The organism is Chryseobacterium sp. CS2K3 (assembly GCF_059515185.1).
This window is the reverse complement of record NZ_JCAKRW010000009.1, coordinates 47,044-73,695: the sequence shown is the minus strand read 5'-3', so window position 1 is coordinate 73,695 and position 26,652 is coordinate 47,044. Positions and strand designations below refer to the sequence as shown.

Below are 26,652 nucleotides of genomic sequence, written 5' to 3'. Positions count from 1 at the left end.
CGCATATTTTAAACACAACAATCTGCCCGATCTGAAAATCTGCGAGAGAAAAAAGATATAACCGTTACATAATATTCAATAGAAATGGGCTTTAGCCCATTCAATAAAACAAAACACCATTCAACGGCTTTAGCCAAAACCTAATAGCATTATGAAATTAAAACACCTTTCCCTGTTGCTCCTGCCATTATCACTACAGATAAATGCCCAGGAAATAAAAGCAGAGTTAAATAAAGAGATCAAACGAACAGAAAAAATATCTTATATCCTGGATTATCCCCAAAAGGTTAAAGGAAACGTTCCTTTGATTGTATTTCTTCATGGTTCAGGAGAAAGAGGGAACAATCTGGAAATGGTAAAAGCGCACAGCCCGTTTACCTATAAAGACCAGATTAAAGAGCCGGTAGCTATTCTCGCGCCCCAATGCCCTGCAGATAGCTGGTGGGATACCGTAACTTTATATAATTTAATTAAAGAAATTCAGAAAAAATATAAAATAGATGCCTCCAGAATTTACCTTACAGGACTCTCAATGGGAGGCTGGGGAACTTTGAAGCTGGCAATGGAACATCCTGAAATGTTTGCAGCCGTAGTATCAGTATGTGCCCCTACAGATCAGGTAATGACAGCCAATATTCAGCAGTATAAAAATTTGAATATGAAAATATTTCATGGTGGAATGGATGACATCGTATTACCGGAAAATGCCTTTAAATTCTATCAGAAGCTTCATCCGGTAAATCCATCAGCAGAATTGATCATCTTCCCGAATGATAATCACAACTCCTGGGATTCCGCCTATTCAAATCCACAATTGTATGAATGGATGCTGTCAAAGAAAAAGAATAATTAATCTGTATTTAGAAAGAAAACTTTTAAAACCTTAAGATTAATACTTAATAATATTGAATAAATTTCATATTTTTGAATATTGTCTTTTTTAGAGACAATAATAATCTGTTCATTCAGAAAACAATACAATAATCCTTACTGACTTTCAATGAATTCAGTAAAGATGAAAATAAAAAAGTAGCGTTCTTACGTTATATAAAAACAGAACAATAAGAAGTTAGATTTATGAAAAAACTAATCGTACTTGCTGCCTTAGCACTTTCACCCGTATTCTCGGCACAGGAAATGGTAGACAAGCCCGTACAGTCGTATCAGACGGCTCAGTATCAGGCAAAAAAGAAAGCCTTTGTAGACAATCTTTTATCTAAAATGACCCTGGATGAGAAAATAGGTCAGCTGAACCTTCCCACTTCAGGAGATTTTACAACCGGGATGGCACAGAGTTCAGATATCGGAAAGAAAGTAGAGCAGGGATTAGTAGGTGGACTGTTTAATATCAAAGGAGCAGATAAAATCAAAGCTGTTCAGAAAGTAGCCGTTGAAAAAAGCCGTCTTAAAATTCCAATGATCTTCGGAATGGACGTTATTCACGGATACGAAACCACTTTCCCGATTCCATTAGGACTCGCAGCATCATGGGATATGAATCTCGTACAGCAATCCGCAAAAGTAGCAGCAAGAGAAGCCGCTTCTGACGGAATCAACTGGACATTCTCTCCAATGGTAGATATTTCCCGTGAACCAAGATGGGGAAGAGTATCGGAAGGTTCCGGTGAAGATCCTTACTTAGGAAGTGAAATTTCAAAAAATATGGTATATGGATACCAAGGGAAAGACCTGGCTAACGGAACAAATATTTTGGCCTGCGTAAAGCACTTTGCATTGTATGGAGCAGGAGAATCCGGAAGAGACTATAATACGGTTGATATGAGCCACGTGAGAATGTTCAACGAATATTTCCCACCTTATAAAGCCGCTGTAGATGCCGGAGTAGCTTCTGTAATGGCTTCTTTTAACGAAGTAGATGGTGTTCCTGCAACAGGAAACAGATGGCTTCAGACCGAAGTATTAAGAAACCAATGGAAATTTAAAGGATTTGTGGTAACAGATTATACCGGTATCAACGAAATGATAGACCACGGTATGGGAGATCTTCAACAAGTTTCTGCATTAGCTCTGAAAGCTGGAGTTGATATGGATATGGTAGGAGAGGGTTTCCTAACCACATTAAAAAAATCGTTGTCGGAAGGAAAAGTTACCCAGGCAGAAATTGATATGGCGGCAAAAAGAATCCTTGAGGCAAAATATGATCTTGGATTATTTGATAACCCGTATAAACACGGTGATGCAAAACTGGCAGCAAAAGAAGTTTACAACCTGGAAAACCGAAATATTGCAAGAAACGTTGCCGCTCAGTCAATGGTACTATTGAAAAACGAAAATCAGGTGTTACCTTTGAAAAAATCAGGAACTGTAGCAGTGATCGGTCCATTGGTTAATAATTCCATGAATATGGCTGGAACATGGAGTGTGGCAACAAAGCATGCCATTTCCGTCAACTTAATGCAAGGACTTCAGGCAAACTATGGTAAAGAAGTAAAATTCCTTTCTGCTAAAGGTGCCAACATCGATTATGATGCAAAACTGGAGGAAATCTACGCAGCTCACGGTAAAAAAACAGACAGAGATAACCGTTCAAAAGAAGAATTACTAAAAGAAGCCGTTGACGTTGCCAACAAAGCAGATGTCATCGTTCTTGCTATCGGAGAATCTGCGGAAATGAGCGGAGAATCTTCATCAAGATCAGAAATTACTATTCCTCAGTCTCAGGTAGATCTTTTAAACGAGCTTAAAAAGACAGGGAAACCAATCGCAATGATCCTTTTCACAGGACGCCCATTGGCTTTAACGAATGTGAAAGATACGCCTGATGCTATTCTTAATGCTTGGTTCCCTGGGTCAGAAGCTGGAAATGCTATGGCAGACGTTCTTTTCGGAAAAGTAAACCCTTCAGGAAAGCTTCCGATGACCTTCCCAAGAAGTTTAGGACAGATTCCTATTTATTATAACGCTAAAAATACGGGTCGTCCTTTAGATCAGAAGCTAACAGATAAATGCGAGTACCAAAGATTCCGTTCCAACTATATGGATGAATGTAACACGCCATTATATGCCTTCGGATACGGATTGAGCTATACCAAGTTCGATTACTCTGAGATGAATGTTTCCAATACCAATCCAAAAGGAGAACAGACCATTCAGGCTTCAGTAACAGTAACCAACACAGGAAATTATGATGGAGCAGAAGTTGTGCAGTTGTATATCCGTGATATGGTAGGAAGCATTACGAGACCCGTAAAAGAATTAAAAGGATTCCAGAAAATATTTTTGAAAAAAGGAGAATCTAAAAAAGTAACCTTTACAATCACTCCGGAAAATCTGAAATTCTATAACGGAGATCTTAAATACGACTGGGAATCAGGAGAATTTGATATCATGATCGGAACCAGCTCAGACAACGTGAAGCATTCAAAAATTACATGGACAAAGTAAGAACGTAAGAAAGTTTTTCACAGAAATGTGTGTTTTGCTTTTTTGGCATGATTTTTAATAATACCAGCGTACGTTATAATTTATACAAAAAGCATGAAAAAAACAATTTTACTTAGCGCAATGTTCCTTGGTACTTTAGTATTCGCACAGCAGAAACCGGTATTAGGAGGTGATAAAGATGCTCATGGATGTATCGGTTCAGCAGGATATACTTACTCACAGATCAAAAAAAACTGTGTAAGAACTTTTGAAGAGAAAATAAAGTTAAAGGAAGTAGCCACAAACGGAGATTACATTGCAGCTGTTATTTTCAGTAAAGACAACAAAAAAGCTGAGGTTTTCATTAAAGATGCAGAAGGTGGAAGCGTAATTCTTACCAGACCTGGAAAAGCCAAAGCTTGGAAAAAAGACGGATACGTATTGACTCCTTACAAGAAAAGCGGTTATCAGCTTAAAAAGGACAATGTTGTAATCTATCAATAAATCCTATTATTAAAAAAATTAAAGTCACTCGAAAGGGTGACTTTTTTTGTAAATATATAGTGGCAATATTGAAAATAAATATTAATTTGTAATAATTCTCTTTATTGAGACTTTTTATAGAAACAGATAGTAAGAATAATTAATTTAACCTGATTGATAAAAAATTTTTGATAAAGATTATTCTTACAACATATTGTATAAGTTGCTGTGAAATAATGTTTTTGTAATTAAGAATGAAAATTAATATCTTTATTTCCAAAATACTTTTACCATCAGAAAACCATAATAATATAAATATGAAAAAACCAATTTTATTTAGCGTGATGTTCCTGAGCTCCTTAGTCTTTGCTCAACAAAAAACTCCGGTCCTGGGCGGTGATAGAGATGTTCATGGTTGCATAGGCTCTGCAGGATATACCTATTCGCAAATCAAAAATAATTGTGTAAAGGTTTTCGAACAGAAAATCAAATTAAAGGAAGTAGGCTCAGATAAAAGCTATACTACAATGACAGCAGTTATTTTTAGTAAGGATATGAAACAGGCAGAAATTTTTATTCCGGAAGGAGCTGCAAAAAGTATCCTCCTTGATAAAGAAGGTAAAGAAAAGATCTGGAAAAGCGGAAGCCATCTTAAAAATACCTATGTTTTAGTTCCTTACAAGAAAGCAGGCTATCAGATAAAAAAAGATGATGTTGTAATCTATCAATAAAACCCTGTTTACAAAAAATTAAAGTTACTCGAAAGGGTGACTTTTTTATTTTTGGAGCTTAATCCCGCTATCCACTCATACTCCTCGCTCCAAATTTTCCACTCTCAAACCTTGGCTTTCCTATTCTTGCTGTGGGGTAAACGTTCCTATCGGGGCTAGATTATTATACCCCTTATTGATTTCCCGGTCAATTTTAAAAATATTTTTAATGCTTTAAGACACGTCGAGTTCTGTCGCTGTGCTGTATTAGCTTTGTAAAAGTAATAAGGATAATAATTATAGAATAACCTTTTCTCCCTTCAAAAAAATGAGGGAATTATATTTAAACCAAAGCAATATGAAAAATCAATTTTTAATTAAGGACACAATGGATGCTATGTATAACATGTGTTCATGCGACTTACATGATTTACAGACTGGAGTTTACGCAGGAGTTAAGCTGCTGGGATATTACCGCAAAGGAGATACACCAGCCCCGATTATTTATTATATATCTCCAACGGAAACCAGACCGGATGATGGAGGAAGTATCATTCATGTTGGCACAATAAAACTGGTACACACTTTTGTGAACTCTATAGACGTGAAATATTATGGAGCTTTCCCAGATTTAGATGCGAAAGACACAACAGTTAGAATTAATAAAGCGATTAAAACCTCTTGTCCTCAGATTTTTATCGGTGATGGTAATTATAGAATTAGCGGTGATGATCCTACAACCTCATCAACCGATTTTTTACGTGATGCCGGAGGAATTGAGATGCAGGATAATAAAACATTGATTATGTCTGATAACTGTAATTTAATTCAAAGACCTACAGCTAAGCAACAGTATAATGTCATTCGTGTATACAATAAAAGGAATGTTTCTATAACTGGAGGTAATATCACAGGTGACAGAGATACCCATACAGGAACCGGAGGCGAATGGGGATATGGAATTGCTGTTTCCGGAGGAAGCAACATTTCTTTGAAGAATATTAAAATTAAAGACTGCTGGGGGGATGGAGTAAATATTCAGCATTATTATGATAAAGATAACGCACTGCACTTATTAAATGGACTGACCGCCGATAAAATTATTTCATCCAATAACAGAAGACAGGGAATGTCTATTGAAGCAGGAGAAAACCTTTATTTCACAAATTGTGCATTTAATAATAGCAATGGGACCTCTCCTGAATGTGGAGTGGATATAGAACCTTTAGATTCAGGATCCATTGTGAGAAATGTTATATTCGATAATTGTGAATTTCTAAATAATAATCACGCTGGTCTATTGGCTGGAGGCAGCGCAAAAGTGTCACATATAACCATTCAGAATTCAAGAGCATACGGAAATAAAATCCCATCTGAAAGTGGAGGACAAATCAGCTCATATCTAGATAATAGTGATATCATTATTAAAAACTCATTCCTGGAAGGGAGTGCAGACAGCTTATATGGAGTATCACTTTTTAACTCTCCAAATTCACAAATAATCGGTAATACGTTCAAAAACTGTATGTTCAATAACCAAGGTGTGAAAGGATCTGAAAATCTTGTTATTCGTGGCAATAATGTCCGTTTCTTTAAAGATTTTGAAGGAGCTGGTGATATTTACTATTATAATTCAGACAGATTGCCTGATGCTAACATCAACCAAGAAATATCCTATAATACGATCCTTAATGAAAATAAAGAAATCAAACTTCTTTTATTCTTTAATGTAACAAAAAGTATGATCCAAAACAATCTGATCTCCAATTATACGCTTATTGACTTAAAAGGAAAACATAATGTTTTTGAATCCAATAAACTGTATGATGCAAAATATCATTCTCTTAATATTAAAGAAGATTCTGATCATTCAGTAATTAGCGGAAATATTTTAAGCGGTAGTCTTGCAGGCGATCAGGGAAGTTCTTTTATTGCTGTTGGAAAATCAGATAGCTTAGTGATTACAGATAATATTATTTCTAAAAAATCTTATTATACAGGAGATGTAAGTCCGTACACGAATGCTTTTTATATTAATCCGGCTATTGAAAATATGATCTTTAAAGGGAATGTTTCATTAGATTTGTCAGACTTCCATGCTAGCGGAACGCCATCAGACAGTCAGAATACCATTGTGCTGAATAAAGCAACTAACGAATACAGCGGAGCACTCAAAAGTTCAGAACCATCAGCTGATACTGCAGGGAACGTTGGAGATAGCTATTCTAAAACCGAAGTTCAGGCAATTTTAGCCGAACTCAGAGATTTAAAATCCAAACTTAGAACTGCAAAAATAGTAACGACATAAAATGTTGATCTTAAATAATAAACCTTGCTATTGCAGGGTTTATGTTTGTATATACGATATCCAATAATTTCATGAAAGCTTTTTTAGTTTAGCCCCATAAAAAAGAGTCAGAATTTACCTAAACAAACAACACAAAAATCATAAAACCAAGATTTTTATCTCTCACTGAAAAAACGTATTTTTGTACATCTAAAAAGTAAAAGAACGAATGAATTCCTACAAAAATCCATTGGAAGAGCGCTATTCCAGTGAAGAAATGTTGTTTAATTTCTCACATAATAACAAATTCCGTACCTGGAGAAAGCTTTGGATCGCTTTAGCAGAGATCGAAAAAGACTTAGGGCTGGAAATTACAGACGAACAAATCGCTGAATTAAAGGCTAATGCTGAAAATATCGATTTCGATAAAGCAGCAGAATACGAAAAGAAATTCCGTCATGATGTAATGGCTCACGTTCACACCTATGGAGATGTGGCGCCTTCAGCAAAAGGAATTATTCACTTGGGAGCTACTTCAGCTTTTGTAGGAGATAATACAGACTTAATTCAGATCCGTGATGGTCTTTTAATCCTGAAGAAAAAGTTGGTGAACGTAATGAAGAACTTAGCAGACTTTGCGATTCAGTACAAAGACCTTCCAACTTTAGGGTTTACACACTTCCAACCTGCACAGTTAACAACAGTAGGAAAGAGAGCTACCCTTTGGTTACAGAGTTTGGTTCTTGATATCGAAGAATTAGACTTCTTCCTTGAAACACTACGTTTCAGAGGCGTAAAAGGAACTACAGGAACAGCGGCGAGTTTCCTTGAGCTGTTTAATGGAGATTATTCAAAAGTAAAACACTTAGATAAAGAACTTTCAAAAAGATTCGGATTCGAAAAAGTTTTCGGAGTTTCCGGACAGACTTACGATAGAAAAATTGATGCTAAAGTTGTAGCCTTATTAGGTAATATTGCTCAGTCAGCTCATAAATTCACCAACGATTTACGTTTACTTCAGAACCTTAAGGAAATTGAAGAACCATTCGAGAAAAACCAGATCGGTTCATCGGCAATGGCGTACAAGCGTAACCCAATGAGAAGTGAAAGAATCGGAGCATTGGCAAAATATGTAATGTCTCTAACAACAAGTTCTGCAATGGTAGCTTCTACCCAGTGGTTCGAAAGAACATTAGACGACTCTGCTAATAAGAGATTAACAATTCCTCAGGCATTCCTTGCTGTTGATGCAATCCTATTGATCTGGAACAACATTATGAACGGTATTGTTGTATATCCGAACAGAATCAATAAGCACATCGAAGAAGAACTTCCTTTCATGGCAACAGAATATATTATCATGGAAGAAGTAAAAGCAGGTGGTGACCGTCAGGAAATTCACGAAGTAATCAGAGTTCACTCAATGGAAGCTTCCAAGAAAGTGAAAGAAGAAGGAAAAGAAAACGACCTGATTGAAAGAATCCTGAACGATGATTCATTAAAATTAGATAAATCAAAATTAAAAGAAGTTTTAGATCCGAAGAACTTTATCGGGTTTGCACCAATTCAGACAGAAGAATTTGTCAAGAACGAAGTGCAGCCGATTATAGACCAGAATAAAGATTTGATAGGATTGGAAGCTGATCTTAAAGTATAAAAAGAATATGCAGTCTTTTGGGCTGCATATTTTATTTTAACCTGCCATGAACAAAGCCCTTTTATTGATTGCAATGATTCCCATGTTGGCTTTCTCTCAGAAGAAAGAAGCGTTGAGGTACTTTAAATCCAAAGATTCTTTGATCGGTGTGAAAAACCAGGCTGGAAAGATCATCATTCCGGCAGAATTTAAAGACTATACCGGAATCAAAGACGGAGAATTAGTACAAGAAGGAACTGGCAATGAAACCATTCTCTTTCATGGTGGGAAAAGAAACGACAAATATGAAAAAAATACCTTTGGATACGTTTATGACAGAAAAGGTAATTTTTTATATAAACCTTTTTTATACGATAACGGAGCAGACTATTTTTCAGAAGGACTCAGAAGGTTTGTTAAAAATGGGAAAATAGGATTTGCAGACCGTAACGGGAAAATCATCATTCAACCTAATCATGACTTTACAGCCTCGTTTAATTACGGATATGCCGTTTTTTGTGATGGCTGTGACTGGGAAAAAACAGATGACGAACATCCTGCAATCGTAGGCGGAATCTGGGGAGTCATGAATAACAAAGGAGAAACTGTTCAGCCCCTTACAACACATTCCGGGAAAGATGTTGATATTGATGGGAAATATTATCCCTATTCATTTCAATACAACGAAAAAGAAAAGAATATTCTTCAATTCTTTGAAAAATACAATAAAATAATCTCAGCAGTTCATTATGTGAATGTCTATAATGAAATGTCTGAAGAAGAAAAAAAACTTCTTTTTGAAATTGTAGAAAGACCACAGGAAAATTTTCCGTATTATCAGATCAATACCTATGATAATAAAAAAAGAAACTTAGCCGCATTTGATGACCTGAAGTTTTTTGTGTCAGAAGATGGAAAAAGCGTTTTTACTATCAATTACGAAGATAAAATGATTCCTTTCCAAAAATGGTTGAAAGAGGAAATCAAACAAGCAGAAGAATACCAGAAAAAACACTCTAATAACCCTAATAAATTCAAAAATAACCAGAATTAAACTTAATGAGAAAAAATATACTCGTATTTATTTTTGCTTTGGCATTTGTAAAGAACGCTGCACAAAGTGAGAAAAAAGTGTACTCAATCATAGATGCAGCGGCACAGAAAGTAGCAACAGAATCCAAAGCATACTCCGTTTCTGTTGGAGTGGTAAAAGATGGTAAAGTTTATACCAAACACTATGGTGAAATAGATAAAGGGAAAGGAAATAAAGCAGACAATAATACCTACTTTGCCATAGCTTCTATTACTAAACTTTTTACAGGGCAGCTACTGGCTCAGGCAGTGCTGGAAGGGAAGGTAAATCTTGATGATGATGTACGTAAATATCTAAAAGAACCCTATCCGAACTTAGAATATAACGGAATTCCTATAAAAATCCGGGACTTAATTTCTTACGAAACCGCTTTGCCCAGAAATCTTCCTATTGATGATGAGCTTAGAAAAAATATGAACGATGAAACTGCTTTTTTGTATGAAAAGCTAGGAGAGGGATATACAAAAGAAAACTTTAAAAAAGATCTGGCAACAGTTCAACTGGATGCACAGCCCGGCACACAATATAAATACAGCAATACAAGTCTGGAACTCACCGGACTTATGCTGGAAAATATCTATGGAAAAAGCTATGAAACCCTTTTGAAAGAAAATATATTCTCTAAAAACGGAATGAACCATACCAAACTGGAACTTGGAAAAAATGAAGCTGAGGCAAATGGATACTATAAAAATGGTCGTCTGATGCCGGTTTCTAAAAGCCTTCTCTGGGGAGCAGGAGGTTCTAAAATTCAATCCACATTGGGAGATATGATGGAATTTTTAAAACAAGAACTGGACCCGAAAAATAAAATAGTACAGGAATCCCAAAGAAATGTCAAAAATAGTAAAGAAGCCTGGACCGGATATTTCTGGGACAGATATCTGATTACCCAACATGGTAAAAGAGGATTTAAACATGGTGGATCTTACGGAATAAATAGCTTGTTTACCATATTTCCAGAGCTGAACCTGGGAGTTTGTATCATTGTGAATATCACAGGGGATGATACATTTGGAACACTTTATAACGGGACTACCAGCTTAGTAGAAGATTTTATTTCCACCTCAGATCAACAGAAGGTGTATGGATATACTGTGAAAGGTGATAAAGTGATTTTCTCCTATACACATTCTGCAAACTTGGATGCCAGTCTTCTTCATACAGTCTCTGTAGCAGGGAGTTTTAATGACTGGGATTCTGAAAATAAAGACTATCAAATGGTAAAAAAAGATAAAAACCATTATGAATTGGAAGTTCCTTTGTCTAAATTTGAAAAAGGAAAAACCTATTCTTTTAGATTGGTATTGAATAAAGACGAATGGATGGGAGCCCCTAAAAATGCATCCAATAACGACGGATCCAAAGATAATAATCTCTCATTGGTATTATAAAAAAAAGATTGAGGAAAAAGAAAGTAAAAAGAGTAAATTTGTACTCAGGAATGAGACCAATATGCAAGCGATAATCTGAACCCAAAAAAAGTAAAAAGAAAAATAAAATATTAAAATCTGACATCTAATTTTTAATAATGTTACAGAATCAGAATCATCAACAATTAATTACCGATTTAAAGGAACTGGTTGATAAAACCAGAAGTCAGGTCGCTGTTCAGGTAAATTCGGCAATGGTGGTTTTGTACTGGAAAATTGGACAAAGAATAAATGAAGATGTTTTAGAGAATAAAAGGGCAGAGTATGGTAAAGAAGTCATTTTACAAATCTCTCAGCAACTTACCGTAGAGTTTGGAAGCTCTTTCTCTGAAAAAAATATCCGGAAAATGATACAGTTCGCTTCAGTTTTTGATAATTTCGAAATTGTCGCATCAGCGATGCGACAATTATCATGGACTCATTTTTTACTGCTTATTCCCATTTCTCAGGATACAAAGAGGAATTTTTACCTTGAAGTTTGTAAAATTGAAAATTGGAGTGTCAGAACTTTGAAAGAAAAAATAAATTCTTTGCTTTTTGAACGCACTGCAATAAGTAAAAAGCCCGAAGAAATCATTAACAAGGAACTTAAAAATTGGTCTGAAAATAATATTCTAAATCCGGACCTGATTTTTAAAGATCCTTATTTTCTGGATTTTTTAGAATTAAAAGATACTTTTTCTGAAAAAGATTTAGAAGAGTCCATTATTGTGGAACTTCAAAAATTTATTTCAGAACTTGGAAGCGATTTCGCATTTCTTTCAAGACAAAAAAGAATCACAATAGATAACAGAGATTACTATATAGATTTGCTTTTCTATCATAGAAAACTGAAATCTCTTGTTGTTATCGAACTGAAATTAGGAGAATTTGAAGCTAGCCATAAAGGACAAATGGAGCTTTATCTTTCATATCTTAACAAATATGAAAAAATAGAAGGAGAAAACCCTCCGATTGGTTTAATTCTTTGCTCCGGAAAAAATACCGAACATATAGAACTGATGAATCTCGAAGGAGATAATATAAAAATTGCAGAATATTTACTTATCTTACCTCCAGAAAGAATTTTGCTTGAAAAATTGAATCGTTCAATAGAGATAGCAAGAAATAAATTTGAAAATAAATCTAATATTAAATAAAACCTGACATCTAATGTCTAATAACAAAAGAATTTTCGTAGAAAAAAGAGGAATTTTCGATGTTGAAAGTCCAAAAATTTTTGATGAAGTAAAAGCAGTTGTTCCGGCAATTCAAAGTGTGAAAGTATACAATGTGTATGACATTTTCAATTTGAATGACGGAGAATTCGAAAAAGTAGTAAACAATACTTTCGTAGATCCGGTAACTGATATTTTACATACAGAAAACCCAGCAAAAAGCATCCACTTCGGAATGGAGTTCCTGCCTGGTCAGTACGATCAGAGAGCAGACTCTGCACAACAGTGTATCGCTTTATTGACGGAGAATGAAAAATCAAAAGTAAGAAGTGGAAAGCTGATCGAATTTGAAGGAGTTACAGAAGCAGATTTGGTGAAAATCAAAGACCTTTTGATCAATAAAGTAGAATCTCAGGAAAAAGACCTGTCTATTCTGGACATTCCTGCTGATGAAACACCGTCAAAAGTTTTAATCCACGAAAATTTCATCAATTTCAATGATGCCGAACTAGAAAATTTCTATAACAATCACGGTTTTGCATTAGGATTAGATGACCTGAAATTTATTCAGGAATACTTTAAAACTGAAGAAAGAAACCCTACAGAAACCGAACTGAAAGTATTAGATACCTACTGGAGTGATCACTGTCGCCACACGACTTTCGAAACACAATTGTCAGATATTCAGTTTGAAGGGAAATTCAAACATACATTGGAAACCATTTTCAATGACTATATCGAAAAAAGAAAATTCTTAGGGCGTGAACTGAAACCTATCTCCCTGATGGACTTAGCAACAGTTTGCGGTAAATATTTCCATAAAACAGGTAACCTGGATAATCTTGTTATTTCTGATGAGATCAACGCTTGTACTATCCAGATTGAAGCTGAATACGATGGTAAAAAAGAACCTTGGTACCTATTATTCAAAAACGAAACACACAACCACCCAACGGAAATTGAACCTTTTGGAGGAGCATCTACCTGTCTGGGAGGAGCTATCAGAGATCCTTTATCAGGAAGATCTTTTGTGTTCCAGGCGATGAGATTAACAGGTGCTGCAGATGTTTTAGAACCGGTAGACCAAACATTACCAGGGAAATTACCTCAAAAAACCATTACGAAACAGGCTGCGAACGGATATTCATCTTATGGTAACCAGATTGGTCTTGCAACTACTATGGTTTCTGAAATCTATGATGAAGGCTACAAAGCAAAAAGAATGGAAGTTGGTTTCGTTACCGGAGCCGTTCCTGTAGATTGGGTAAGACGTGAAAAACCTGCAAACGGTGATTCTATCATTATTTTAGGAGGCGCAACAGGTCGTGACGGAGTTGGAGGCGCAAGCGGAAGTTCAAAAGAGCAGGACGAAACTTCTATCCATACCATGAGCTCTGAAGTTCAGAAAGGAAATGCTGTAGAAGAACGCAAGATTCAGAGACTATTCAGAAATCCGGAACTGACAAGATTAATCAAGAAATCTAACGATTTTGGAGCAGGAGGTGTTTCTGTAGCTATCGGTGAGATTGCAGACTCTCTGGAAGTAAACCTTGATGTATTGCCATTAAAATATGAAGGATTAAACGGAACAGAACTGGCAATTTCCGAATCTCAGGAAAGAATGGCGGTTGTAGTAGATCCAAAAGACAAAGAAAAGTTCATCAAATTCTGTGAAGCTGAAAACATTGTGGCTGTAGAAGTCGCAAAAGTGACAGATTCAGGAAGAATGCAGATGTTCTGGAAAGGAGACAAAATTGTAGATCTTTCAAGAGCTTTCCTTGATACCAACGGATGTTCAAAATCTCAGGAGGTAAAAATCAACCATCTTGAAGAAGTAAAAGCAGAAACTAAGACATTCAACGAAGAAAACTTCCTGAATACCTTAAAAGATAAAAATGTAGCTTCCCAAAAAGGATTATTGGAAATGTTCGACTCTTCAGTAGGAGGAACAACAGTAGCCATGCCTTTAGGTGGAAAGTATCAGCAAACCTTAATGGAAGGAAGTGTGCAGACACTACCGATTTTAGGAGCAAAAGATATCAAAACAGTTTCCCTAGCAAGCTGGGGATTTGATACTGAAATCTCAAAACAAAACTCATTATTAGGATCATCTTACGCTGTAGTAGAAAGTGTTGCGAAGATTGTTGCGATGGGAGGTGATTACAAAAACATCAGATTAAGCTTCCAGGAATACTTTGAAAAATTAGGACAGACTCCTGAAAAATGGGGTAAACCTTTAGCTTCTCTTTTAGGAGCTTATGATGCGCAGATCAATCTTGGATTAGCTGCAATCGGTGGTAAAGATTCCATGAGTGGAACGTACCAGGATCTGAATGTACCACCAACATTGATTTCTTTTGCATGTGCCAACGGAGAGAAACAAAATATCATTTCTCCCGAATTTAAAACAGCAGGAAACAAAGTCTATTTCTTTAACCACGTTGCTCAGGAAAACGGACTTCCAAACTATGATGCTTTAAAAGACATTTACGAATTCATCTTCGAAAACATCAAATCCGGAAAAATTGTTTCTGTAAAAACAGTAAAAGATGGTGGAGTAGCTGTAGCATTGGCAAAAATGAGTTTCGGAAACAGATTGGGAGCTGAAATCAATGCTGATGAAAACACTTTATTAGCTAAAAATATCGGTAGTTTAATTATCGAAGCCAAAGAAGAGCTAAGCAATGCATCTCTACAGTTAATCGGAGAAGTAAAAGATTCAGGAATCTTAAAGATTAATGGTCTTGAATCTAGCATCTTGAATCTGGTCGCTGCTTACACCGGTACATTTGAAAACCTTTTCCCAACAGTAGAAAAAGAAAAGCTTACGGTTGAAATTGATGAAAAATCAAACTCCGTCAACCCAAGAAATATCATCATCAAAAAACACGGAATTGCTCAGCCTAAAGTATTTGCTCCGGTATTCCCGGGAACCAACTGCGAGTATGATACTCTAAATGCATTCCAGAAAGAAGGCGCTGTGGTAAGCAGCTTACCTTTAATCAATATCAGCCACCAATTGTTGGATGAAAGCATTGATGCATGGGTAGAAGAGATCAGAACCTCTCAGATTCTTGCCTTCTCAGGAGGTTTCTCAGCAGGTGACGAGCCGGATGGTTCTGCAAAATTCATTGTCAACGTTTTAAAGAACGAAAAGATGAGAAATGCAGTTCACGAATTATTAGACAGAGACGGGATGATCATCGGGATCTGTAACGGTTTCCAGGCTTTGGTTAAATCAGGATTATTACCTTACGGAAGAATCAAGGATTTAGATGAAAACTCTCCTACATTAGCTCACAACGCGATCAGAAGACACATCTCTCAAATGGTTACTGTAAAAGTAGTGAACGATGAAAGCCCTTGGTTAAAAGGAATGAAAGGTCAGACTTTCACCATTCCGATTTCTCACGGTGAAGGACGTTTTATCGCTTCAGAAGAAGAAATCAAGAAGTTATATGAAAACGGACAGATTGCAACACAATACATCGATTTTGATGGAAACATTGCCCACGGAATGCCGTTCAACCCGAACAATTCATTATTCGGAATTGAAGGAGTTACCAGCCCATGTGGAAAGATCTACGGAAGAATGGGACATCCGGAACGTTTTGCAGAAGGATTAATGAAGAACATACCAACCGCGAATTATCACAATATATTCAAAAACGGTGTTGAATACTTCAAATAACAATACAAGAAAAATGATCGTCATCCATGGCGGTCATTTTTCGTCTTTAGATGGTTTCTATGAAGAAATCTCTAATGTTTTAATGAAAGACACAGACTGGAAAGTAGGAACCTTAGATGGTTTTGATGATATACTTTACGGAGGTTTCGGAATCTTTGAAAATAAAGAAGAAATTGAGATCTTGTGGAAGGAGTCACAAAAATCAAAAGAAGATTTAGGAATAAAAGCTACCCAACAGTTTTACGAAAATAAAATAAAACAGGGAAAACCATTCAATATCGAACTTATCCGGCAAAAACTAAACGATTTACTGGAGGGTAAAGGGCAGACATTGTTTGATATTCTGATAGAGATTATCGAATCCCATACAAATATTCAATTGACATTGGATTAATCATTAGACCTTATAGCTTTCAAAAACCTATAAAGTTTGGATTACTGCATAAAAATATTGCCCTGAGTTTGGAATGACAGGAACGAGAGAAATTTTCAATTGTATACTAAAGTGTTTTCAAAGCAACCACCCAGCTTCATCCAATCAACTTGTTGATTGCCTCTTAGCTCCCTAAAATATACGCTATAAGAATAAAACCTTTGCGTTAAAAAAAATTAAATCCCTCAACCTTTAATGGTTCAAAATTTTCTCACTACAGTTTTACATTAAAAAAATCTCACAGATTAGGAGTATTTCGCAGATTTTTATCTTACTTTGAAGAACAATTGAAAAGCTTTAACACAAAGCAGCAATCAGAAAACAAAAAAATAATTGAATGAAGAAAATAGTGTATGGGCTGTTCTTTGGGGACAGCATTACGTATGGAGAGTACGATGGAGTATTTGGAGGATGGGTAGATATTTTGAAAAGATATGCCCTGCAAAAATTCCATGAGGGAAATGGCGATGAACTGATTTTATTCAATTTAGGAATCGGTGGTGAAACAACAGAAGGATTATTGAAGCGAATGCCTACAGAATTAAGCGCAAGAAATTCTGCCGACGGAAATCTGGTTTTTATAAGCTATGGAGCTAACGATCTTGCTATAAAAGATGGAATTCATATTGTAGAACCGGAAAAGTTTAAGGAAAATATCAAAATTGCTGTTCAGCAGGCAAAGCAGTTTTCTAAAGATATTTATTTGGTAAGTATCCTTCCCGTTGCCCAAAAAATAGACGGAGTAGTAGTGGGATCCGGAAAATTAAGAACAAATGAAGAAGTCATCCTCTACAACCAGATTCTTAAAGACATTGCAGCAGAAGACTCTTTAAGCTATATTGATTTTTATTCCGCATTATTGACAGATAAAGAAATTCTGTTGTCAGCAGACGGAGTTCATCCCAATGAAAAAGGCTATGGAATGATGGCTGAAGTAGCAATCCCAATTATTGAAAAATATTTATAATGCCCTATTTATTCTCTTACGGAACCTTACAGCAAGAGCAGGTTCAGATTGAAACATTCGGACGCATTTTACAAGGTGAAAAAGATACTTTGAATGGATATCAATTAAGTATGCTCGAAATTACCGATCCCGAAGTTCTAAGGAAAAGCGGACAGAAATACCATCCTGCGCTGGAGTTTTCAGGAAATAACAATGACGAAGTAAAAGGAGTGCTTTTCGAAGTTACAGAAGCTGAAATTTTACAGGCAGACGAGTATGAAGTGGATGATTATAAAAGAATTGAAACTGTTTTCAGATCAGGAAATAAAGGATTTATCTATGTAGCAGCTTCTTCCGGAATAGAATCATAAACATTGTCAGAAACAGGCTTTAGTTCGTTTTACATTGAAAACCTATCCATTGGCTTTAGTCAAACCATAAAATAATCCATTAGTTCATCAGGTATCAGACATTACGGATTATTTACGATCATCAATTATTTTTCAATTCTAAAATTTCTCCTGACAAACAGCTGTCACAATTCCTTTCTATCTTTGACCTACAACAAAGAATCAAGAAATGAATAACGTGAAAATTGAACCTTTTAAGGTGATCGGAATTGCAGTGAGAACAACCAATGAAAACAATCAGGCGGCAGAAGATATTCCGGTATTGTGGGAGAAATTGATGAAAGAAAATATGGTAGAACAAATTCCAAACAAAATAGACAATACCATTTATTCCATTTATATCGATTACGAAAAAGATCATACAAAACCTTATACCACATTGCTTGGATGTAAAGTAGAAAACCTTGATATTATTCCTGAAGGTATGGTTGGGAAATCTTTTGAAGGCGGAAACTACGTAAAATTTAATCCAAAAGGCAACCTTGCAGAAGATCTTGTCATCAATGAATGGATTAAAATCTGGAATATGGATTTAGAAAGAATATTTACCGCTGATTTTGAAATATATGGTGAAAAGACACAGAACCCTGAAGAGGCAGAAGTAGATATTTTGATTGCTTTGAAATAGTTAAGCTACTTTATGTCGTCGAAATAAAAAAGCCTGCTTCTCTTTAGAGTGGCAGGCTTTTCATTTATAGTAATTTTATTTATAAAAAACAGTTTTTACATAATCCTTAATACCATCACTATTGTAGTCTTCATTTGTAGCTACTAAAATAACAAGTTTAGTAGAAGAAAGGTCAAGTACATCAGCTTCATTAGTACCAATAGTAAGTTTCATATGAGCAGGATTGTATTCATAAGGAGTGGTAGCCTCCGTTTTTTTACAAACAGAATCTATATTGTTATAATCTGTCATATAATATTTTCCGTCATTTTTAAATTCATAAGTTCCCTGTTTTTTACAATCATCAGGAACTTTTTCTGCAATAACAGTTTCTTTATTGGTTCCGGAAATCTGATATTCAGTTTGTATTTTCCAAACTCCAACAATATTGGTATTGTTATTATTTCCAGAATTATCAGGCATCGGTAAAGTATCATCACCTACACTACAAGATGAAATAGCCGCTGCAGCAAAGATTCCTACTAATAACTTTTTCATAAGATTAATTTTTGGCGAACTTAATAAAAATTATCAAATTAAATGAATATCTTTTCTATTTTATAGAAAATTTATGAAAAATGAATCAGATAAAAAGATACTTCCAATAAACAAGAATTCCAATTAGTACAGAAGAAATAGCCATTAATACAACTGCTCCGGCAGAAATATCTTTAATGAAACCAATTCTTTTATCATACTCCGGCTGGATAAAATCGCAGATCTTTTCAATAGCAGTATTAAAAATTTCGGCACTTAATACAGCGAAGGAAGTAATAAGAACAATAGCTGTGTCCGTACCGGAAAGCTTTAAGTAAAAAATAAGAAATACATTAATCAAAAAAGCAAAAAGTTCGATCTGAAAATTTCTTTCAGTCTTTATCATCACAAACACTCCCCGAAAAGCATTGAGAAAACTTTTATGAAGTGGAGGTTTTCGCATTTTTTAAATTATTTTTAACAAAGATAGGTTTTGTATTTTGATTGTTCCGGTTAATCTGCTATATTTGAAATATAAGATTAAATATGAGGTAAAGAATTCCCAATCGAATATTTTTGAACGAAAATATAAATGGTTCAGGAAATGTGAACGTAATGTCAAGACTTAAAACAGGTTGACGATGATTGTTCAAAACTCCTCAAGATTATTTTTTTCTTTGTTGTATGTATTTATTATATTTGTAGAAACTTATTTTATAAATCTATGAAATTTATTATTTCAAGTGGTGAACTGCAGAAGGCGTTGCAAACTGTAAGTGGCGTAATATCAAGCTCTCAATCGAGACCTATTTTAGAAAACTATCTTTTTGAATTAGACGGAAATAATGTTACCATTACAGCATCTGACGGTGAGACGACTCTTGTTACTTCATTGGAAGTAAAGTCGGATGACTCAGGTAAATTTGCTGTTCCTGCTAAGATTTTTCAGGATTTTATCAAGACATATGGAGAACAGCCTTTAACATTTGTTGTAAAGGACAATGCGGAAGGAACTGGAAGCCAACTTGAGATTTTAGATGAAAAAGATAATTTCGCAGTAGCATTAGATAACGCTGATGACTACCCTGAGCTACCAGAATTTGATGCTTCACAAAGTGTAATAATGCCGGCAGGTGTTTTATCAGAAGCTTTAACCAATACATTATTTGCTACAAGTAATGACTCTCTTCGTCCGGTAATGACAGGAGTTCTTTTCCAGTTTGGAGAAAATGAAACTAATTTTGTTTCTACAGACTCTCACAGATTGGTAGTTTATAAAAGAACAGACCTGATGAATGCTGAGCCAATGGAGTTCATTATGCCTAAAAAGCCTTTGAATATTTTCAAAAATATCCTGGCAAGTTCTAATGATGAGGTAAGAATCGACTTCAATGAGAACATGGCTAAATTTACTTTTGATAAGCATATCTGGATCTGTAGACTGATCGATGGTAAATATCCAAACTATACAGCGGTAATTCCTAAAGAAAATCCAAATGTATTGACAATCAATAGAAACCTTTTATTAGGAGCTATCAAGAGAGCGTCTATCATGTCTAATAAATCTACCAACCAGGTAAGATTCAAGCTTTCAGGAAATATTCTTCACTTACATGCAGAAGATACTGAATATGCAAACAAAGCAGACATGCAGATTCCTTGTGATTATAACGGAGAAGATATCAATATCGGATTCAGCTCAAAATTCTTAACTGAAATGTTGACAATTCTAGGATCTGATGATATTACTATGAAAATGTCTCAGCCAAACAGACCTGGTATCATTGAACCTCTTGATGGTCTTGAAGAAAACGAAAACATCTTAATGTTATCAATGCCGGTAATCGGATTGTAATATTAAAAACAAATAGGAAAAAGCTGGAGTAATCCGGCTTTTTTTGTTTTCAATCTGAATTTTTAAACCATTAGAAAAATAAGCTTAGGAGGTTGCTTAATCAATAATTTTACCTATTTTCAAAATTGTTCTAGTATTATAATTTAAATGTTAAAATCGCAAGAAGATACATTATAAAACTGTATATATTATTATAAAACCTTGCGTTAAAAGCGATGGTATTCTGCCATTTGTTGCCAATTGATGAAGCTGTCTTTGATTCTGGCTTAAAATCATATGATAAAATTATAGAAGGTGCAGGCTGTAAAGTGATTTATTCAATTCTAAGATAAGAAAAAAAACAAAATTATTTATCTTAAAATGGCTTTGAAATTTCTGTATTTCTTAAAAAAACACGACATTTGTACCGCGAAAAACCGACTCCATTACTGGTCGGGAATTCAAACAAAATTTCAAAAATAGTGCAAGTGAGACCCAAAGTTTCGTTTGACGAATTAAACAAGTAGATAGATAAGCAAATGAAAATATCAAACAACTGGCTGAAGGACTTTGTGACAACGGAATTGAAAACTGAAAGAATCGGTGAATTCCTTACAGATATAGGTCTTGAAGTGGAAGGGATAGATAAATTTGAAAGTGTTAGAGGCAGTCTGGAAGGAATTGTTGTAGGTAAAGTTTTAACCTGTGAAAAACATCCTAATGCCGATAAACTGAAGAAAACAACAGTAGACGTAGGAAACGGAAAAGTGTTGAACATTGTTTGCGGAGCTCCTAACGTAGATGCAGGACAAACTGTCCCTGTAGCAGTTGTTGGTACAAAAATCTATGATAAAACAGGAAACTTTTTTGAAATTAAAGAAGCAAAAATCAGAGGTGAAGTTTCTCAGGGGATGATCTGTGCAGAAGATGAGCTTGGTCTTAGCGATGATCACGGCGGAATTATGGTGCTGGATGAAACTAAATATGAAGTAGGAAAAAACTTTGCTGACTATTTTGAATTGACAAATGATGAGGTTTTTGAAATTGGTTTAACGCCAAACAGAACCGATGCAATGTCTCATTATGGAGTTGCAAGAGATCTGCATGCTTACCTTTCTACAAACCAGTTAAAATCTAAATTCAATAAAGTAGCTTCTGAAGCTTTAAATAATGAAGGTTCTCATGATTTCAAACTTGAAATTGAAGATGCCGAGCTGTGCCCAAGATATATTGGAGCAGTGATTGAAGAGGTAAAGGTTGCAGAATCCCCATCTTGGTTAAAAGACAGATTGAAAGCAATCGGATTAAGCCCAATCAACAATGTAGTAGACATTACAAACTATATCCTTCACGGATACGGACAACCGCTTCACGCATTTGATGCAGACAAAATTGCAGATAAAAAAGTAAAAGTAGGCGTTGCAAAACCGGGTACAAAATTTACCACCCTAGACGGTGTTGAAAGAACATTGAACGGGACCGAAATTATGATCAAAGATGGTCAGGACAATCCAATGTGTATTGCCGGAGTTTTCGGAGGAGCAAACTCAGGAGTTTCTGAAACTACCAAGACTATATTTTTAGAAAGTGCTTACTTTAACCCGATTGCGGTAAGAAAAGGAGCAAAAATTCACAGTTTAAATACTGATGCATCTTTCAGATTTGAAAGAGGTGTTGACCCAAATATTACAAGAACAGCAATTACTCATGCTATTAAAATGATCCAGGAAATAGCAGAAGGGAAATTAGTAGGAGAGTTGTTGGAAGAATATCCAAAGAAAATTGAAGATAACTATGTGATTTTAAGATTCTCTAAAATTGAGCAGATTTTAGGAACAAAAATTCACAGAGAAAAAGTAAAGGAAATCTTAAAAGCTTTAGAAATTCAGGTTTTAAATGAAATTCCTAACGGATTTGAAATTTCTGTTCCTGCGTACAGAGCAGATGTAACAAGAGAAATCGATGTTATCGAAGAGATTTTAAGAATCTACGGTTACAATAAGATTGATGCTCCACAGAAGATTTCTTTCACTCCGGTTAAGCTAAGTGCAAACGATCAGGATGAATTGGAAAACAGCTGGGCAAGAGGTTTACAAAGTCTTGGATTCAATGAAGTAATGAATAACTCATTAACTTCTGTAAAAGATGAAACGGATGCTGTAAAACTATTAAATCCTTTAAGTGGAGACCTTGCATTCATGAGAAAGTCTTTATTAGAGGGGCTTCTTCAGAATACTGTATACAATATCAACAGAAAAAATCAGGATATCAAGTTCTTTGAATTCGGAAAAATCTATCACAAAAAAGATAAGTACGAAGAAAGAAAACAATTGGCTATCATCGTTTCAGGAAGAGATGTTGCTGAAAACTGGTTACAACCTAAATCTGCTGTAAGTTTCTATAACCTAAAAGCATATGTTAAGGTACTATTAGAAAGATTAGCTGTAGATTACAAAGAAGTAGCGTTATCTGACGACAGATTTTCTGATGCATTAGCTTACGAAGCAGAAGGAAAAACGTTAGTAAGAATCGGTAAAGTAGCTCCAGCGCTTTTAAAAGACTTTGATATCGATCAGGATTGTTTCTATGCAGAAATCGAACTTGAATTTGCTCAGGAATTACGTTCTAAAAACGAATTGAAATTTAAAGATATTCCTAAGTTCAACAAGATCAGAAGGGATTTAGCTTTACTGATTGATAAGAATGTTAACTATCAGGATCTATATCAGATTGCAAAGAAGAATAAATCGCCATTCATTAAGAGTATTAATTTATTCGATGTTTATGAAGGCAAAAATCTACCTGAAGGTAAAAAGTCTTATGCAATGAGCTTCGAACTGTTAAACGAAGAAAAAACACTGGAAGAGAAGGAAATTACTGAAGTAATGGATTCTTTAATCAAGTCTTTCCAGAAAGAATTCAATGCAGAATTAAGATCTTAATATAAAAGATTGAAAAATATATAGAAACGGGCTTTTTAAAGCCCGTTTTTTTGTGTTTAGAAAATCTGCGAGCCACTTTAAGTTGGAAAACGCGAAGGCGCAAAAGAATTATGATGCTAATTATTTTTAAGGCGCAAGCGAATCAAAGATTCTCAGCAAGGAGTATGCAGTTTTCAAATAATTTCCAGGTTATTATTAATGTCCTATTTTGTAAAGGAACTAAAAGAATGGGTTTTTAGCGTTATAATATTTCATCTGTGCATTCGTGGCAATTATAAAATAGGTAAGTGCTACAATTTTATCGGCGATAAAATCCTTTGCGCCTTTCTGCTCAATCATTAAAAATAATTTGCGTCTTTGCGTTTTCCAACCTGTTAAAATTATATTTTAAAGTTGAGATTGTTTCACCTTGTTCGTAGTGACAGGGTTGTGATATTTGTGAAGATATTAGTTTTATTTGTGTTTAAAAATTCTAAGTTGGAATACGCGAAGGCGCAAAAGGATTATGATGCTAATTATTTTTAAGGCGCAAGCGAATCAAAGATTCTCCACAAGGAGTAGATTTTCAAATAATTTCCAGATTACTATTAATATACTATCTTGTAAAAAGGTATTGAAAGAATATATTTTTTAGCATTATAATATCTCATCTGTGCATTCGTGGCAATTATAAAAATTGTAAGTGTTATACAATTTTATCGTAGATAAAATCCTTTGCGCCTTTCTGCTCAATCATTAAAAATAATTTGCGTCTTTGCGTTTTCCAACCTGTTAAAATTATATTTCCCAGTTGAAATTGTTTCGTTTTGTTAGCAGGGGTATTTGGGAAAATATAAGTGTTATTCGTATTTATAAAAACAACTGTTAAAGAATAATAAAATTCGTCGCAACCCGTTTAAATAAGATAAAATCCGTAAATTTGGATTAATTCAAAAAGAAAAAAATGAAAAATCTTTTTTTAAGTATATGTACAGCAGCGGTTTTGGCTTCATGCGGAACCATGACAAGCCCATCTGCCTCTAAAGTAGGAAAAGCTCAGCCAGCTCTTACCAACACAAAATGGACGTTAGCTGATAATGTGAAAGGAAAAATCCCTACATTAAATATTGAAGGAGAAAAGATCACAGGAAATGCCGGATGTAATAACTATTTCGGAACAGCTCAGATAGACCCTTCTACTGGTGGTTTTACTGCCGGACAAATGGGATCTACCAAAATGATGTGTAATAACATCGGTGTAGAACAGAACTTTATGGATATGATGGGAAAAGCAAATAAATATGTTATTTCCGGAACCACTTTAGAGCTTTATAAAGACAATCTTTTATTATTGAAATTCAATAAATCAGAATAAAAACAAAAGGAACTCAATTTGAGTTCCTTTTTTATGTTTAGAGTGTTATTAATCTTCCTCTTCTTCGTCGTACTTAGCCAACTCTTCATCGCACCATTTGAATGCTGCCTCTACTACCTTTGTAGCTTCGTCTGCCATAGTTTCCTCGTCATCTCCTTCAAGATCATCTAACCACTCAACTTCCTCTTCCTCAACGTTTAAGATGAATCTTGGGTATTCAGTGTGTACTACGAATAGATCCTCTGGAAACTCCGAATTATCTGCTAATAAAAACTTTGGTAATTTCATTTTTTTAATGTTTTAACTTTAAATCAAAGATAATAAAATTATTGATATTTGTTCTTGTCGATCTTAACTTTTTGTAAAACTTTATAGCTTGTAAGTGTTGTTTTATGTAAAGTATCCTTTGGCTTGAATGTGAGACTTATCTGAGGATTTACCGTGCTTATCAATTCAGCCAATTGTATTTTATCAAGATCTTCTTCTTCTACAATATAAAACTTCAATGGAACTTTGTCCAAGCCTTCTTCCTTTAAATATTTTGTAATGATTTTTCTGTTTTCCAGATAATTCCCTTTTGACAGCCAGGTGAAAAGCATACCGGACATTAAGCTTAGAATACCAATTACATAAGTTTTAGTACTGAACAATTCAAATAATTTTTTAAAATAAACCAGCCAGATCGGAAAGCTGAATGGAGCCAATAACCTGTAATCCATTGGATTTATTGAGTAAAAGTATTGTATAAAATAAGAACACACAATTCCGGAAACACCTATAAAAATATTAAAATAGTCAGTATCTGAAAGTTTCTGTTTTATAAAAAGGAAAATCATGAAAAGAATATTCATTAGTCCAATTCCATAGATTCCATAGTTGATAATTCCTCCCGCAGGATTTGCCATATGGATAAAAGGATTAAAAGTAGTACATAATCCCTGAAACAGTTCTAACAATAGCTCAGGAGTTGTATGAAGTCCCATTTCCAGGAAGTGCTGTACATATTCCTTATTAAAATAATCAATGAATAAAAATTTATATAAAACTATGAAAACCATTCCTATAGCTGCTGAAATGATGAATGATAATCCATATTTTCTTTTCCAGAAGATAAGTCCATACAAACCGGTTCCTCCAATGATGAAAAGAGCGCTATACCTTATATTATAAAGCAAAATTAAAGACAGAGAAAGGTAAAAAACAGCTTTCCAGCCTGATAGCTTTCCATTGATAACCAATGATGCAGCGTATAAAAAGAGAAAAACAAAAGGCAGGATCAATGCCTCACTCATCGTAAAAGCAAAAACAGATAGTATGCTGAATAAACTACATAAAACAATAGATTCTCTGAAATAGAACTTCTTTTTCCAGGCAAATAAAACAATAAAAAGGCAAGCAAGAATACCAATAACCTTACTGCTCCAGAATTCATCAAAACCGAAGTAAGTAAAGAATTTTATAGCGGCAGGGTAGCCTAGAGGAGTTGTTGTATTGTCAATGACAGGTAATCCGTGAGCAAATCTCATATATCGGATAGAATCCGGATTCACCCTTCCTTTTTCATTGAGTAAAAAACGAAAAATGGTCATCACTAAAGTAATGATGACCAATAATATTTGAATGTTTTTTTCTTTAATTTTCATCAAAGTTATAGTTATTAAGTATCAATAAAGGTTGAGAACCCAAATTTAGGACTTATAACCCACAACTCATAA

The 26,652-nt window shown here is 34.8% G+C and carries 21 protein-coding genes; 17 read left to right on the top strand and 4 right to left on the bottom strand.

The features are described 5' to 3' along the window. Positions 1–151: 151 nt before the first annotated feature. From AC5YGG_RS15855 to AC5YGG_RS15790, 14 genes are all read left to right on the top strand, one after another. Positions 152–853, top strand: a complete 702-nt coding sequence (locus AC5YGG_RS15855) for a carboxylesterase family protein (protein ID WP_496145431.1) — start codon at positions 152–154, stop codon at positions 851–853. Positions 854–1,077: 224 nt separating this feature from the next. Beyond that, positions 1,078–3,405, top strand: a complete 2,328-nt coding sequence (gene bglX / locus AC5YGG_RS15850; RefSeq protein WP_496145430.1) for a beta-glucosidase BglX — start codon at positions 1,078–1,080, stop codon at positions 3,403–3,405. Positions 3,406–3,498: 93 nt separating this feature from the next. Continuing rightward, positions 3,499–3,888 (top strand): hypothetical protein, encoded by a 390-nt coding sequence (locus AC5YGG_RS15845; protein WP_496145429.1) that lies wholly within the window; start codon positions 3,499–3,501, stop codon positions 3,886–3,888. Between the two features lie 296 nt (positions 3,889–4,184). Then, positions 4,185–4,598 (top strand): hypothetical protein, encoded by a 414-nt coding sequence (locus AC5YGG_RS15840; RefSeq protein WP_496145428.1) that lies wholly within the window; start codon positions 4,185–4,187, stop codon positions 4,596–4,598. Positions 4,599–4,935: 337 nt separating this feature from the next. Then, positions 4,936–6,885 (top strand): right-handed parallel beta-helix repeat-containing protein, encoded by a 1,950-nt coding sequence (locus AC5YGG_RS15835; RefSeq protein ID WP_496145427.1) that lies wholly within the window; start codon positions 4,936–4,938, stop codon positions 6,883–6,885. Between the two features lie 208 nt (positions 6,886–7,093). After that, on the top strand, positions 7,094–8,521 hold the full coding sequence (gene purB, locus AC5YGG_RS15830) for an adenylosuccinate lyase (protein ID WP_047096071.1): 1,428 nt from the start codon (positions 7,094–7,096) through the stop codon (positions 8,519–8,521). Between the two features lie 46 nt (positions 8,522–8,567). Then, positions 8,568–9,554: a WG repeat-containing protein gene (locus tag AC5YGG_RS15825; protein WP_496145426.1), complete on the top strand. Its 987-nt coding sequence runs from the start codon at positions 8,568–8,570 to the stop codon at positions 9,552–9,554. Positions 9,555–9,559: 5 nt separating this feature from the next. Further along, positions 9,560–10,987 carry a serine hydrolase gene (locus AC5YGG_RS15820; protein WP_496145425.1) on the top strand — a complete coding sequence of 476 codons (1,428 nt, stop codon included), beginning with the start codon at positions 9,560–9,562 and terminating at the stop codon, positions 10,985–10,987. A 137-nt stretch (positions 10,988–11,124) separates the two neighbouring features. Further along, entirely contained in the window at positions 11,125–12,165 is a 1,041-nt protein-coding gene (locus AC5YGG_RS15815; RefSeq protein ID WP_496145424.1) for a PDDEXK nuclease domain-containing protein, read from the top strand. Between the two features lie 13 nt (positions 12,166–12,178). Further along, positions 12,179–15,874, top strand: coding sequence for a phosphoribosylformylglycinamidine synthase (locus AC5YGG_RS15810; RefSeq protein WP_496145423.1), 3,696 nt, complete (start codon positions 12,179–12,181; stop codon positions 15,872–15,874). Then, a complete protein-coding gene (locus AC5YGG_RS15805; RefSeq protein ID WP_496145421.1) occupies positions 15,855–16,268 on the top strand; it encodes a barstar family protein in 414 nt (137 codons plus the stop codon). Before AC5YGG_RS15810 ends, AC5YGG_RS15805 begins: the two co-directional genes overlap by 20 nt. 376 nt (positions 16,269–16,644) lie before the next feature. Next, positions 16,645–17,274, top strand: coding sequence for an SGNH/GDSL hydrolase family protein (locus tag AC5YGG_RS15800; protein ID WP_496145420.1), 630 nt, complete (start codon positions 16,645–16,647; stop codon positions 17,272–17,274). Next, entirely contained in the window at positions 17,274–17,624 is a 351-nt protein-coding gene (locus AC5YGG_RS15795; protein ID WP_496145419.1) for a gamma-glutamylcyclotransferase family protein, read from the top strand. The genes AC5YGG_RS15800 and AC5YGG_RS15795 overlap by 1 nt, the downstream gene beginning before the upstream one ends. A 208-nt stretch (positions 17,625–17,832) precedes the next feature. Then, a complete protein-coding gene (locus tag AC5YGG_RS15790) occupies positions 17,833–18,291 on the top strand; it encodes a GyrI-like domain-containing protein (RefSeq protein WP_496145418.1) in 459 nt (152 codons plus the stop codon). A 75-nt stretch (positions 18,292–18,366) separates the two neighbouring features. Here AC5YGG_RS15790 and AC5YGG_RS15785 read toward each other — a convergent pair whose 3' ends face one another. Together AC5YGG_RS15785 and AC5YGG_RS15780 are read right to left on the bottom strand one after the other, a co-directional pair. Continuing rightward, complete coding sequence (locus AC5YGG_RS15785) at positions 18,367–18,828, bottom strand: lipocalin family protein (protein ID WP_496145417.1); 462 nt, start codon at positions 18,826–18,828, stop codon at positions 18,367–18,369. 85 nt (positions 18,829–18,913) lie between these two features. Then, positions 18,914–19,270: a diacylglycerol kinase family protein gene (locus AC5YGG_RS15780; RefSeq protein WP_496145416.1), complete on the bottom strand. Its 357-nt coding sequence runs from the start codon at positions 19,268–19,270 to the stop codon at positions 18,914–18,916. A 261-nt stretch (positions 19,271–19,531) separates the two neighbouring features. On the opposite strand from AC5YGG_RS15780, the gene dnaN reads away from it, so the two are divergent. The 3 genes from dnaN to AC5YGG_RS15765 all read left to right on the top strand — a co-directional run bounded on the left by dnaN (position 19,532) and on the right by AC5YGG_RS15765 (position 24,937). Beyond that, positions 19,532–20,662, top strand: a complete 1,131-nt coding sequence (dnaN, locus tag AC5YGG_RS15775) for a DNA polymerase III subunit beta (protein WP_065393104.1) — start codon at positions 19,532–19,534, stop codon at positions 20,660–20,662. 518 nt (positions 20,663–21,180) lie between these two features. Next, positions 21,181–23,583 (top strand): phenylalanine--tRNA ligase subunit beta, encoded by a 2,403-nt coding sequence (gene pheT, locus AC5YGG_RS15770; RefSeq protein WP_496145415.1) that lies wholly within the window; start codon positions 21,181–21,183, stop codon positions 23,581–23,583. Positions 23,584–24,526: 943 nt separating this feature from the next. Further along, the gene (locus tag AC5YGG_RS15765) at positions 24,527–24,937 is read left to right on the top strand and encodes an META domain-containing protein (protein WP_496145414.1); all 411 of its coding nucleotides are present in this window, start codon (positions 24,527–24,529) and stop codon (positions 24,935–24,937) included. Positions 24,938–24,985: 48 nt separating this feature from the next. Here AC5YGG_RS15765 and AC5YGG_RS15760 read toward each other — a convergent pair whose 3' ends face one another. After that, a complete protein-coding gene (locus AC5YGG_RS15760; protein ID WP_002977986.1) occupies positions 24,986–25,225 on the bottom strand; it encodes a DUF8828 family protein in 240 nt (79 codons plus the stop codon). 38 nt (positions 25,226–25,263) lie between these two features. Then, a complete protein-coding gene (locus AC5YGG_RS15755) occupies positions 25,264–26,580 on the bottom strand; it encodes a hypothetical protein (RefSeq protein ID WP_496145413.1) in 1,317 nt (438 codons plus the stop codon). Between the last annotated feature and the right edge of the window lie 72 nt (positions 26,581–26,652).

Excerpts from the sequence above, each read along its gene's own strand:
- AC5YGG_RS15800 (WP_496145420.1), top strand. The coding sequence starts at position 16,645 with ATGAAGAAAATAGTGTATGGGCTGTTCTTTGGGGACAGCATTACGTAT.
- AC5YGG_RS15815 (WP_496145424.1), top strand. The coding sequence starts at position 11,125 with ATGTTACAGAATCAGAATCATCAACAATTAATTACCGATTTAAAGGAA.
- AC5YGG_RS15765 (WP_496145414.1), top strand. The coding sequence starts at position 24,527 with ATGAAAAATCTTTTTTTAAGTATATGTACAGCAGCGGTTTTGGCTTCA.
- AC5YGG_RS15795 (WP_496145419.1), top strand. The coding sequence starts at position 17,274 with ATGCCCTATTTATTCTCTTACGGAACCTTACAGCAAGAGCAGGTTCAG.
- AC5YGG_RS15790 (WP_496145418.1), top strand. The coding sequence starts at position 17,833 with ATGAATAACGTGAAAATTGAACCTTTTAAGGTGATCGGAATTGCAGTG.
- AC5YGG_RS15780 (WP_496145416.1), bottom strand. The coding sequence starts at position 19,270 with ATGCGAAAACCTCCACTTCATAAAAGTTTTCTCAATGCTTTTCGGGGA.
- pheT (WP_496145415.1), top strand. The coding sequence starts at position 21,181 with ATGAAAATATCAAACAACTGGCTGAAGGACTTTGTGACAACGGAATTG.
- AC5YGG_RS15840 (WP_496145428.1), top strand. The coding sequence starts at position 4,185 with ATGAAAAAACCAATTTTATTTAGCGTGATGTTCCTGAGCTCCTTAGTC.
- AC5YGG_RS15825 (WP_496145426.1), top strand. The coding sequence starts at position 8,568 with ATGAACAAAGCCCTTTTATTGATTGCAATGATTCCCATGTTGGCTTTC.
- AC5YGG_RS15820 (WP_496145425.1), top strand. The coding sequence starts at position 9,560 with ATGAGAAAAAATATACTCGTATTTATTTTTGCTTTGGCATTTGTAAAG.
- AC5YGG_RS15755 (WP_496145413.1), bottom strand. The coding sequence starts at position 26,580 with ATGAAAATTAAAGAAAAAAACATTCAAATATTATTGGTCATCATTACT.
- purB (WP_047096071.1), top strand. The coding sequence starts at position 7,094 with ATGAATTCCTACAAAAATCCATTGGAAGAGCGCTATTCCAGTGAAGAA.
- AC5YGG_RS15760 (WP_002977986.1), bottom strand. The coding sequence starts at position 25,225 with ATGAAATTACCAAAGTTTTTATTAGCAGATAATTCGGAGTTTCCAGAG.
- AC5YGG_RS15810 (WP_496145423.1), top strand. The coding sequence starts at position 12,179 with ATGTCTAATAACAAAAGAATTTTCGTAGAAAAAAGAGGAATTTTCGAT.
- dnaN (WP_065393104.1), top strand. The coding sequence starts at position 19,532 with ATGAAATTTATTATTTCAAGTGGTGAACTGCAGAAGGCGTTGCAAACT.
- AC5YGG_RS15845 (WP_496145429.1), top strand. The coding sequence starts at position 3,499 with ATGAAAAAAACAATTTTACTTAGCGCAATGTTCCTTGGTACTTTAGTA.
- AC5YGG_RS15835 (WP_496145427.1), top strand. The coding sequence starts at position 4,936 with ATGAAAAATCAATTTTTAATTAAGGACACAATGGATGCTATGTATAAC.
- bglX (WP_496145430.1), top strand. The coding sequence starts at position 1,078 with ATGAAAAAACTAATCGTACTTGCTGCCTTAGCACTTTCACCCGTATTC.
- AC5YGG_RS15855 (WP_496145431.1), top strand. The coding sequence starts at position 152 with ATGAAATTAAAACACCTTTCCCTGTTGCTCCTGCCATTATCACTACAG.
- AC5YGG_RS15785 (WP_496145417.1), bottom strand. The coding sequence starts at position 18,828 with ATGAAAAAGTTATTAGTAGGAATCTTTGCTGCAGCGGCTATTTCATCT.